Source organism: Streptomyces sp. (genome assembly GCF_036566765.1).
GTDB lineage: Bacteria > Actinomycetota > Actinomycetes > Streptomycetales > Streptomycetaceae > Streptomyces.
Genome location: NZ_DATCVQ010000523.1, coordinates 1 through 10,421 on the forward strand (window position 1 = coordinate 1; position 10,421 = coordinate 10,421).

A 10,421-nucleotide genomic window follows, 5' to 3' on the forward strand; every position below is an offset into this window, starting at 1 on the left:
TGCCTCGAAGTCAACGACGCCGCCTGCCCCGCCCACGTCCCCGTCCGGGACAGCAAGAACCCCACCGGCCCAGCCGTCCTCTTCGGGGCCTCCGCCTGGGGTTCCTTCGTGGACGCGGTGAAGTCTGGACGGGTCGCGTCGTGACCATGCACTATCCGGGGCTGCCGACGGACCTGCCTGCGGCCGAGCGGCTGTGGGCCGGCTGGGCGCTGGTCGCCGTCCTGCAGGCGGCGACCGAGGACGAGGGCCGCGGTGTGCACCGCACGGGCATCTGGGTCGACGACGAGGGGCTGCACCTCGACGACTGCGGCTGTACCTGGTGGACGTTCTCGCGGCTCGGCGAGGGCCGGTTCGTGCTGTACGGCGAGGACGAGGCGAGCGGCGTGAAGTGGCACGAGTCGCCGATCGACATGCTCGCGGGCGGCCCGGACTGGCTCCCGTACGAGGAGCTCCGTGACCGGCTCGCCGGGAACGAGCTGGGCTGCGTCTACTGGTACGAGAACGGGGCCTGGGCCCGAGCGCCGTACCCCGAGGACCTCGACGACGACGGCCTGGACTGCGGCATGAGCCGCTTCACCGAGCGCGACGAGCTCCTCGCGCTGATGGCCGACCTGGTCGACCACGACGGCAGCGGTCCGGATGCCCGCGCGCTGCTGGACGCCGCCGAGGCGGGCGCGCTCACCCAGGCGCTCCTGGAGCGCCTGGGCGAGCGCCCGGACGGTGAGCCGCGGGACCTCCCTGCGATGACGCGCGCCCTGACTCGCGCGCTGACCTGACGGTCGGGCGACGCGGTCCTGCACAGCACGCTGGGCAAGCTGGGTTGCCCCTCATCGCGTATCCAGCCATGCCCGACCGGGGCGGCTCGCCGCGTGTCCGCCTGGACCTGCGTGTTCGCTGCCGTTCGGCGGGCGCTCCGACGACCCTTGCGCTAGATTGAACGCGTTCAATAAAGCTGGGGGGAGGCGTCATGGGGATGGGCGTGGAGATCGCCGACGGGGTGGATCGGGGGGTCGCCCGGCAGAAGGCTTTCGTTGTGGCGGCGGTCGTGGCGGCGGGGTTGGCGGTGGGCCTGTCGCTCGTCTACGCACCGCTCCTGGTCGCGCTCAACGTCGGCACCGCGGGGGTGACCGCCATGCCGCTGATGGTGCGCGACGAGCCGAAGATATTCGCCCGGGCGTGCCTGGTCATCGGGTCCGGCCTCGTGGTCTGGGGGCTGATCGGGGCGATCCTCGGCATGTTCCTGTTCCTGCCTGCGGCGCTGCTGCTGCTGATCGCGTCCTTCGTCAACCCCGGCAATCGTCCCGGCGTCTGGTTCACGGCGCTCACACCGGTCGCGGCCGCGGCGCTCTTCGCGTCGATCGTCGCCCTTCCTTCGGACTCCGAGGACGGACACGAACCGCCCGAGTACTTCGTGGCCGCGCTGGACTCCGAGGACCGGCCGTACGACCGGGAGTTCGTCGACGGCAAGGCGCGACTCGTGTACGTCGGGGCACGCGAGAGCAGGCTCGACTGGACCTCCGGCAGCCCCCATCTGGTCGTGTACCTATCGAAGGATGGATCGAGCGAGACCGTGGTCAGGAACGCGATCGCCGCTCTCCCGGGGGTCGTCGAACTCCGAGCCTGCACACATGACGGCTGCGAGCTGGTGAGAGGTCACGGCTGACGGCGGCTGGGCCGACGGCACCGGATCGCTGCACCAAGTACCCACTTTTTTGTGGGTACTTGTCGCCGTGGCCGCCCCAGGAGAGGCTGAAGACGTCCGAAGGAACCGGCACGGAAAGGAGAAGGACGAGGCGTCGGTCCGGACGCCTCAGGACGCGGCGCGCTCCCTGGCGAGCCGGTCCAGCCGGCGGTGGCCCCAGTCGGACAACGGAGCCAGCGCCACGGAGAGTTCGCGGCCCTCGCCGGTCAGCGAATAGACGGTCTTCGGCGGCGTCACGTCGTGCACCTCGCGGTGCACCAGACCGTCCGACTCCATCTCCCGCAACGCCTGGGTCAGCACCTTCTCGCTGATCTCGGGGATTCTCCGGCGCAGTTCGCCGGGCCGGTGCGGGCCGGATTCGAGCAGCCAGAGCAGCAGCGTCTTCCACTTGCCGTGGACCACCGCGACGGCCGCGCTCACTCCGCACACTTCGGTGTCCTGGGTCCTGCTGCGCGCCATGCGGGTCTCCCGTTCCTCGGTCGTCTCGTGCACCACGTTCCCATCGCCCTCCGTACAAGGGAGTTCCGTCATGTCTTCTTCCCTCCACCCCCGCACCGACCGGCCCGCCGTCACCGTGATCGGGCTCGGCCCCATGGGCCGCGCGCTGGCCGGCGCGTTCGTGGCCGCCGGGGTGCGCACCACCGTGTGGAACCGCACGCCCGGCCGGGACCGTGAACTGATCGAACAGGGCGCCACCGGTGCCGGTAGCGCCGCGGCGGCCGTCGCCGCCAGTCCGCTCACCGTGGTCTGCGTGATCGACTACGACGCGGCGGACGCCGTGCTGCGCCAGGCCGAGGTCACCGCCGGGCTCAAGGGCCGCACGCTGCTGAACCTGACCGCCGACACTCCCGAACGGGCCCGCGACACCGGACGCTGGGCCGCCGAGCACGGCATCGCGTATCTGGACGGCGCGATCATGACGCCGACGCCGACCATCGGCACGCCCGACGCGGTGTTCATCCACAGCGGCCCGGAGGAGCTGTACCGCGCGCAGCGCCCCGTGCTCGACGCCCTGGGCGGCGTCCACACCCACCTCGGCGAGGACATCGGCCGGGCCGCGGCGTACGACATCGCGCTGCTCGACATCTTCTGGACGGCGATGACCGGCTACGTGCACGCCCTGGCCGTGGCTGGCGCGGAGGGCGTCAAGCCGACCGAACTGGCCCCGTTCGCGCAGGGCATCGGCGTGATCCTGCCGCCGCTGTTCCGGCAGCTCGCGGACGACGTGGAGAGCGGCGGGTTCTCCGGCGAGGCCAGTCGGCTGAGTTCCGCGGCGGCGTCGATGACGCACATCGTGCACGCCTCCGAGGCCCACGGCATCGACGCGAGCGTGATGCGGTCCGCCGAGGGCCTGGCCCGCCGCGCCGTGGCGCTCGGCCACGGCCCGGACGGCTTCACGCGGATCGCTGAGTTCCTGGGCCGCCGCTGAGGCCGTGGCGCAGGCGCGCCCTGCGTCGGCGGCGCCCGCTAGGGCCTATCCGACCCTGATCCGCCGGACAGGCCCTAGTTCAGCATCGCCCGCGCCGCCTTCGCCCGGCTCCGGATGCGGTCCGCCGCCGTCGGCTCCACCGCCGCCACGACCTCCGCGTACGACTCCAGCTCCGCCGCGCCCATCAGGAAGTCGCCGCGCTGCACCAGCAGTTGCGCTCGCTCGTAGCGCAGTCGGGCCGGGTGGGAGGGGAGGAGCAGGGCCAGGTCGAGGGCGATCAGGGCGATGTCGGAGTGCTCGGGGCGCGGTGCGGCCCAGGCGCGGATGTTGTTCAGGATCCGGCGGACGATGTCCAGCGAGTCGGCCGGTTGCAGCATCGACGGGTCGAGCGCCTCACCCGTCGCCCCCGCCACCAGCAGCTCCGCGTCCGTCCCGGTCATCGCCCGGCCCCCGGCGAACGGGTCCGCGAGCACCCGCTCGGACAGCGCGGCGTACGGGTCGCCGAGGCCCACCACGAAGTGGCCGGGCAGAGCGACCCCGTACACCGGCGCCCCGGCCCGCCGGGCCACCTCCAACCAGACCACCGACAGCAGGATCGGCAGCCCGCGCCCGCGTCGCAGCACGTGGTGCAGCAGTGAGGACTCGAGGCGCTGGTAGTCGGTGGACAGGCCGTGGAAGCCCTCCTGGGCCCCGAGCAGTTCGCCGAGCGCCGTCGCCCAGGCCCGCGGGTCGCGGACGCCGTACGGCAGCAGCCCGGCGAGCCGGTCCAGTTCGATCTCGGCCTCGTCCAGGTCCCGCTGCGTCACGGCCGGGTCGAAGGCCGCGCCGAGCAGCAGGCAGAGCCGCGCGAGGTCCGGTCGTTCGGCCCGGGCCTCCTGCGCGAACTCCTGTCCCCAGTCGGTCACGCCTCCGCCGCTCGGTAGTGGTGGTAGTGGTGATGGACCTGGAAGCCCATCCCCGCGTACAGCGCGCGCGCCCCGTCGTTGTCCGACTCCACCTGGAGCCAGGCCGCCGACGCGCCCTCGTCGAGCGCCCGCCGGGCGAGCGCCGCCATGACCGTCGTGGCCAGCCCCTGCCGGCGGTGCTCCGGAGCGACCTCCACCGCCATGAAGCCGGCCCAGCGGCCGTCGACCACACAACGCCCGATCGCCGCCGGTATGTCTCCCGTGCCCGTTATGGATGCGAACCACACACTCGGGCCGCTGCTCAGGACCTGGAGCACATGGGGTCCGGGCACACCGAACCGCTGGTATCGATGGAGCCAGGACTCGTCGAGGGACCGGTCGAGCCGCACGGCGGAGACGTCGGCGTCCAGGTCCGCGATCGGCGCGAGGCCCCCGACCTGCACTTCCGCCGTCACCTCGGAGCGCCAGCCGCGCTTCTCCAGCTCCGCGCAGAGCAGCTCCTGCGCGCCCTCGGCCCCCGTCGCGGTCTGCACGTACGCGGGCAGGTCCCGCGCCGCGTACCAGTCGCGCACCCGGTCCAGCGCCGCGTCCAGCTCCATGCCCGGATCGCCGAGCGGCAGCGCCGAGTTGGCCCGTCGCGTGAAGCCCGCCCGTCGCCCGACCGCCGCCCCTCCAGGGTGCGCTTCGCGCGGCCCCTTCTCGTACGCGGCCCGCAGCGTCCACTCGCCCAGCGGCTCGCTCTCCACCGGCTGCCAGGCCCGCGCGGTCACCCGAGCGAGCTCCTGGAAGGAGGTCGCGGGACCCCTGCGACGGGCCGGGGCGGCGGGCACGACCTTGCCCGCGACCAGGGAAGATTCCGGGATGCGGACACTCTCGCCGGTCCGTCGTGTGATCACGACCACACCCGCGTCCCACGATACGAGAACGCCCACTGCGTCAGCGAAGGTCGCGTCGGTCCCCGCGGAGTGTGTCAGATACCGGACGCTGACACGTTTGCCCACGTCAGAGCCGGTAATACGCACTTCGAGACGCCCTCCGCCGGTGAATTCCACGGTTCTCTCCGCCCCTCCTGTTCGGATCGTCTCCAAGAACGGAGATACTAGGGGCGGGCATCGACGACGCCGCGCTCCCGCGCAGAGCCAGCCCTACCGAGGAGGAACGACAGCGTGACCTACGTCATCGCGCAGCCTTGTGTCGACGTCAAGGACAAGGCGTGCATCGAGGAGTGCCCCGTCGACTGCATCTACGAGGGCCAGCGGTCCTTGTACATCCACCCGGACGAATGCGTCGACTGCGGAGCCTGTGAGCCGGTGTGCCCGGTCGAGGCGATCTTCTACGAGGACGACACTCCTGAGGAGTGGAAGGACTACTACAAGGCGAACGTCGAGTTCTTCGACGACCTCGGTTCGCCCGGTGGCGCCTCGAAGCTCGGCCTCATCGAGCGCGACCACGCCTTCATCGCCGCTCTGCCGCCGCAGAACGGCTGATCGCGCGCCCTCGGTCCCGCACGGTGTGTCCGCCGTGCGGGGCCGTGGCGTTTTCCCGTACGAGAAAGTGAGAACCGTGTCCGCAGTCTCCTCGCGCCTTCCCGCCTTCCCCTGGGACAAGCTGGAGCCGTACAAGAAGACGGCCCAGGCGCACCCCGACGGCATCGTCGACCTGTCCGTCGGCACCCCCGTCGACCCGGTCCCCGCGCTGATCCAGGACGCCCTGGTCGCGGCGGCGGACTCGCCGGGCTATCCGACGGTGTGGGGCACGGTCGAGCTGCGTGACGCGCTCACCGGGTGGTGCGAGCGGCGGCTCGGCGCGGTCGGCTTCGGGCACGCGAACGTGCTCCCGGTGGTCGGCTCGAAGGAGCTTGTGGCCTGGCTGCCGACGCAGCTCGGGCTCGGCCCCGGCGACCGCGTGGCGTACCCGCGGCTCGCCTACCCGACGTACGAGGTCGGCGCGCGGCTGTGCGGCGCGGAGCCCGTCGTGTACGACGACCCCACCGAGCTCGACCCGGCCGGTCTGAAGCTGCTCTGGCTCAACTCCCCGTCCAACCCGACCGGCAAGGTCCTCGGCAAGGACGAGCTGACCCGGATCGTGGCCTGGGCGCGCGAGCACGGCGTGCTGGTCTTCTCCGACGAGTGCTACCTGGAGCTGGGCTGGGAGGCCGAACCGGTCTCCGTCCTGCACCCGGACGTGAGCGGCGGCTCGTACGAGGGCGTCGTCGCCGTCCACTCGCTCTCCAAGCGCTCCAACCTGGCCGGCTACCGCGCGGCGTTCATCGCCGGAGACGCGGCCGTCCTCGGCGAGCTGCTGCAGATCCGCAAGCACGGCGGGATGATGACGCCCGCGCCGGTGCAGGCGGCGACGGCAGCGGCCCTCAGCGACGACGCGCACGTGGCCGAGCAGCGCGAGCGGTACGCGGCCCGGCGCGCGGCCCTGCGCGCGGCCCTGGAGGCCCACGGCTTCCGCATCGAGCACAGCGAGGCCAGCCTCTACCTGTGGGCGACCCGCGACGAGCCGTGCTGGCAGACGGTGTCGTACCTGGCCGACCTGGGCATCCTGGTCGCCCCCGGCGACTTCTACGGCCCGGCCGGCGAGCGTTTCGTCCGCGTGGCGTTCACGGCGACCGACGAGCGGGTCGCGGCGGCCGTGAAGCGGCTCGGCGGCTAGGAACCCGGGGCCCGCGCGGGGCGGCGCTGGAGGGCGCAGTTCCCGCGGGGAACGCCGGAGGGCCCGGGAAGCCGATGCTTCCCGGGCCCTCCGGCGTTCTTGCGGGGTCAGCCCAGCGGGAGGCCGCTGGTCGGCAGGCTGCCGGTCGGCAGGCCGCCGGAGGCGTCGCCGACCAGCTGGCCCGCGCCGCCGGCGGCGTCGCCGGCGGCTTCCTTCGCGACGGGAGTGGCGGTCTTGCCGGTCTGGTCGACCGCCTTGCCGACGGTCGGGACCGCCTTGTCGACGGCCGCGCCGCCGGTGTCGCCGGCGCTGTCGAGCTGGGTCAGACCGGAGAGGCCGTCGGCGGCGGGAAGGTCCACGGCGCTCGCGGAGCCGGCCGCACCGACCACGGGAACGGCTCCAGCCGCGACGAGCAGTGCGGCACGGGCGATCCGGCGGGTCAGGGGGAGGGACATGGTGCTCCTTCGACGAAGAGGACGGTGGATGCTGTCCGGCGTTCGGACGCAGTGACAACCGCGTCGAGGGAGGGAGAGGTTGCGGCGACCCGAGGTAAAGAGTTGGCAATGCGCCGCATGATCGGATCCGGAGGAAAGCGGACGAACACGTCGCGTTCGAAGCCGACTGCGGAACCGTTTATCTCCTTGCGGCGAAAGGTGATTGCGGAGACATGACAGGCGTCCGGAAAGCGCCGGGAAAACACCGTGCCGCCCCTGCCGGGAAACGTCCCGAATACCTCGTTCGGGCGACTGCCCGCACACCTGCCCGCAGTGCGGGGTGGGCTACGGAGCCACCCGGATGCGCACCGTCCCCGGCGACGAGTCGCCCGCGGCCGCCTTCATCCAGGCGCCGGCGTTGTCGCCCGCCCGCCAGACCCGGCCCGCGTACGCGACCTCGTCGACGCGCAGCGACTCCGCCCGGGCCACCGCCCAGTTGGCCAGCTCCCAGCCGCGCTGCTCGGCCGGTACGGACGTCTCCCGCACCGGCACGGAGACCACCGCGCCCGCCGGGGCGCCGGCCGCCGACCGGCCCGCCGAGGTCCCCGCGAGCGCCGTCGGGTTCAGGTCCTTGCCGAACGTGCGCACCAGCTCGTCCCGCACCTGCGCCGCGTCGCCGGGGCGGCCGTCGCCGGGGCGCGTCGTACACGACAGGGACGCGCCCGCGCGGCCGGTGAGCGCCGCCGCGAGCAGCATCGCGTCCGGCTCGTGCTTCGCGTACGCCTGCGGGAAACCGCTGCGCTGCACCTTCTGCGCCGCCACCGTCAGCGGCAGCCGCGAATAGCCCGGCACTTCTTCGAGATGCTCGTAGAACTTCCCCGAGGAGTACACCGGGTCGAGAATCTGCTCCGGCGTTCCCCAGCCCATGGAGGGCCGCTGCTGGAACAGGCCGAGCGAATCCCGGTCGCCGTGCTGGATGTTCCGCAGCGCCGACTCCTGGAGCGCGGTCGCGAGCGCGATGGCGACCGCGCGTTCGGGCAGCCCGCGCGTCGTGCCGACCGCGGAGATCGTCGCCGCGTTGGACGCCTGCTCGGGAGTGAACTCGTATGTGGTCTTCCCGCTGCCCACAGTGCAGCGCGGCGCGCCCTTGCCGCCCGTCACATAGTGGACGGCCACATAGGCGGCCAGGCCCAACAGGACGGCGAACGCTGCCGTGAAGCGGGCGAGGCGGCCGCGACGGCGGGGTCGGCGACCGGGGAGACCGGAGGTGGGGACGGGCTCGGACACGGGGCCCACCGTACTGGAGTCCGGTTACGGCGTTGCCACCCCGTCCGTGTCAGTGCGTGAGCAGCGCCTCAGTCGCCGGCGCGCGGCGCGTTAGGGTCGGGCCCATGGCAGACCGCACGGCAGACCCCATGGCAGACAACGCTCCTCTCGACCTCACGCTCGACGGCCCGGCGCTCACCGCCGCCCTCGTCGACTTCCCCTCCGTCAGCGGGACCGAGAAGCCGCTGGCCGACGCCGTCGAGCAGGCCCTGCGGGCGCTGCCGCACCTCACCGTCGACCGGTACGGCAACAACGTCGTCGCCCGGACGAACCTCGGCCGCGCCGAGCGGGTCGTCCTCGCCGGCCACATCGACACCGTGCCGATCGCCGACAACGTGCCCTCCCGGCTCGACGAGAACGGCGTGCTGTGGGGCTGCGGGACGAGCGACATGAAGTCGGGCGTCGCCGTGCAGCTCCGGATCGCCGCGACCGTCTCCGAACCCAACCGCGACCTCACGTTCGTCTTCTACGACAACGAGGAGGTCGCCGCACACCTCAACGGTCTGGGTCATGTGGCCGAGGCCCACCCCGACTGGCTGGAGGGCGACTTCGCCATCCTCCTGGAGCCCTCCCTCGGCGAGGTCGAGGGCGGCTGCCAGGGCACGCTCCGGGTCTTCCTGCGCACGGAGGGCGAGCGCTCCCACTCCGCGCGCTCCTGGATGGGCTCCAACGCGATCCACGCCGCCGCCCCGATCCTGGCCCGGCTCGCCGCGTACGAGCCGCAGAAGCGGGTGATCGACGGCCTGGAGTACCGCGAGGGCCTCAACGCGGTCCGCATCGAGGGCGGGGTGGCCACCAACGTCATCCCCGACGCCTGCACCGTGGTCGTCAACTTCCGCTACGCCCCCGACCGGACCATCGAGGAGGCGGAGGCGCACGTACGGGAGGTGTTCGCGGACTGCGGCGTCACCGAGTTCGTGGTGGACGACCACAGCCCCGGAGCGCTCCCCGGCCTCTCCCACCCGGCGGCCAAGGCGTTCATGGACGCGGTCGGCGGCCTCGCCAGGCCCAAGTTCGGCTGGACGGACGTCTCCCGGTTCAGCGCCCTCGGCGTGCCCGCGGTCAACTACGGGCCCGGTGACCCTCTGTACGCGCACAAGCGCGACGAGCACGTGCACGTCGACAAGATCCGGCACTGCGAGGCACGGCTCCACGACTGGCTGACTGCCCGACTGCCGTAATTTCGCTGTTTGTCACCTCCGGCGACCTACCCTTGCCGAACAACATCGTCACCATCGGTGGAGGGAGCAGGCCATGGGTATTCCCGAGGGCGCGTCGAGGCCGGAGGAGCAGCGGATGGGCCCGGTGCTGCGGCGCCGCGAGCAGGTCCAGCCGGGCACCACGGATCAGCGACTGCTGGACACCGAGGGCGATTCCGAGTGGGTGCACACCGACCCATGGCGGGTCATGCGCATCCAGTCCGAGTTCGTGGAGGGCTTCGGCGCCCTCGCGGAACTCCCGAGCGCGATCAGCGTCTTCGGCTCCGCGCGCACCCGGCCCGACTCGCCCGAGTACGAGGCCGGCGTTCGGCTCGGCAAGGCCCTGGTGGAGGCCGGCTTCGCGGTGATCACGGGCGGCGGCCCGGGCGCGATGGAGGCGGCGAACAAGGGGGCGCGGGAGGCCAAGGGCGTCTCGGTGGGCCTCGGCATCGAGCTGCCCTTCGAGCAGGGCCTCAACCAGCACGTCGACATCGGCGTGAACTTCCGCTACTTCTTCGTGAGAAAAACGATGTTCGTGAAGTACGCGCAAGGGTTCGTGGTCCTCCCCGGCGGCCTCGGCACCCTGGACGAGCTCTTCGAGGCACTCACCCTCGTCCAGACCCGCAAGGTCACCCGCTTCCCGATCGTCCTCTTCGGCACGGAGTACTGGAAGGGCTTGGTCGACTGGCTCCGCGACTCGGTGGTGGCAGGCGGCAAGGCAAGCGAACGAGACCTGCTCCTCTTCCACGTGACGGACGACGTGGA

At 72.1% G+C, this 10,421-nt stretch carries 13 protein-coding genes; 8 read left to right on the top strand and 5 right to left on the bottom strand.

Annotated elements, in window-relative coordinates; all coding sequences use genetic code 11:
- The 3 genes from VIU94_RS30405 to VIU94_RS30415 all read left to right on the top strand — a co-directional run.
- Positions 1-144: DUF397 domain-containing protein (locus VIU94_RS30405; RefSeq protein WP_331916228.1), on the top strand; the 144-nt coding region annotated here is incomplete at its 5' end.
- Between the two features lie 2 nt (positions 145-146).
- Positions 147-776, top strand: a complete 630-nt coding sequence (locus VIU94_RS30410; RefSeq protein WP_331916210.1) for a hypothetical protein — start codon at positions 147-149, stop codon at positions 774-776.
- A gap of 191 nt (positions 777-967) precedes the next feature.
- Complete coding sequence (locus VIU94_RS30415) at positions 968-1,663, top strand: hypothetical protein (RefSeq protein WP_331916212.1); 696 nt, start codon at positions 968-970, stop codon at positions 1,661-1,663.
- A gap of 147 nt (positions 1,664-1,810) precedes the next feature.
- On the opposite strand, the gene VIU94_RS30420 is transcribed toward VIU94_RS30415, so the two are convergent.
- Positions 1,811-2,161: a winged helix-turn-helix transcriptional regulator gene (locus VIU94_RS30420; RefSeq protein ID WP_331916230.1), complete on the bottom strand. Its 351-nt coding sequence runs from the start codon at positions 2,159-2,161 to the stop codon at positions 1,811-1,813.
- 70 nt (positions 2,162-2,231) lie between these two features.
- On the opposite strand from VIU94_RS30420, the gene VIU94_RS30425 reads away from it, so the two are divergent.
- Positions 2,232-3,131, top strand: coding sequence for an NAD(P)-dependent oxidoreductase (locus tag VIU94_RS30425; RefSeq protein WP_331916214.1), 900 nt, complete (start codon positions 2,232-2,234; stop codon positions 3,129-3,131).
- Between the two features lie 74 nt (positions 3,132-3,205).
- Here VIU94_RS30425 and VIU94_RS30430 read toward each other — a convergent pair whose 3' ends face one another.
- Together VIU94_RS30430 and VIU94_RS30435 are read right to left on the bottom strand one after the other, a co-directional pair.
- Complete coding sequence (locus tag VIU94_RS30430) at positions 3,206-4,036, bottom strand: transglutaminase family protein (RefSeq protein WP_331916216.1); 831 nt, start codon at positions 4,034-4,036, stop codon at positions 3,206-3,208.
- Complete coding sequence (locus VIU94_RS30435; protein ID WP_331916218.1) at positions 4,033-5,088, bottom strand: GNAT family N-acetyltransferase; 1,056 nt, start codon at positions 5,086-5,088, stop codon at positions 4,033-4,035. The genes VIU94_RS30430 and VIU94_RS30435 overlap by 4 nt, the downstream gene beginning before the upstream one ends.
- Before the next feature lie 114 nt (positions 5,089-5,202).
- Between VIU94_RS30435 and fdxA the strand changes: the two genes are divergently transcribed.
- Together fdxA and VIU94_RS30445 are read left to right on the top strand one after the other, a co-directional pair.
- On the top strand, positions 5,203-5,523 hold the full coding sequence (gene fdxA / locus VIU94_RS30440) for a ferredoxin (RefSeq protein ID WP_156692533.1): 321 nt from the start codon (positions 5,203-5,205) through the stop codon (positions 5,521-5,523).
- Positions 5,524-5,599: 76 nt separating this feature from the next.
- Positions 5,600-6,697, top strand: coding sequence for a bifunctional succinyldiaminopimelate transaminase/glutamate-prephenate aminotransferase (locus VIU94_RS30445; protein ID WP_331916220.1), 1,098 nt, complete (start codon positions 5,600-5,602; stop codon positions 6,695-6,697).
- A gap of 107 nt (positions 6,698-6,804) precedes the next feature.
- On the opposite strand, the gene VIU94_RS30450 is transcribed toward VIU94_RS30445, so the two are convergent.
- Together VIU94_RS30450 and VIU94_RS30455 are read right to left on the bottom strand one after the other, a co-directional pair.
- A complete protein-coding gene (locus tag VIU94_RS30450; protein ID WP_331916222.1) occupies positions 6,805-7,152 on the bottom strand; it encodes an ATP-binding protein in 348 nt (115 codons plus the stop codon).
- Between the two features lie 324 nt (positions 7,153-7,476).
- Positions 7,477-8,427, bottom strand: a complete 951-nt coding sequence (locus VIU94_RS30455) for a VldE C-terminal domain-containing protein (protein ID WP_331916224.1) — start codon at positions 8,425-8,427, stop codon at positions 7,477-7,479.
- Positions 8,428-8,546: 119 nt separating this feature from the next.
- Between VIU94_RS30455 and dapE the strand changes: the two genes are divergently transcribed.
- Both dapE and VIU94_RS30465 read left to right on the top strand, forming a co-directional pair.
- Positions 8,547-9,638: a succinyl-diaminopimelate desuccinylase gene (dapE, locus tag VIU94_RS30460; protein ID WP_331916232.1), complete on the top strand. Its 1,092-nt coding sequence runs from the start codon at positions 8,547-8,549 to the stop codon at positions 9,636-9,638.
- Positions 9,639-9,711: 73 nt separating this feature from the next.
- Positions 9,712-10,421: LOG family protein (locus VIU94_RS30465; RefSeq protein WP_331916226.1), on the top strand; the 710-nt coding region annotated here is incomplete at its 3' end.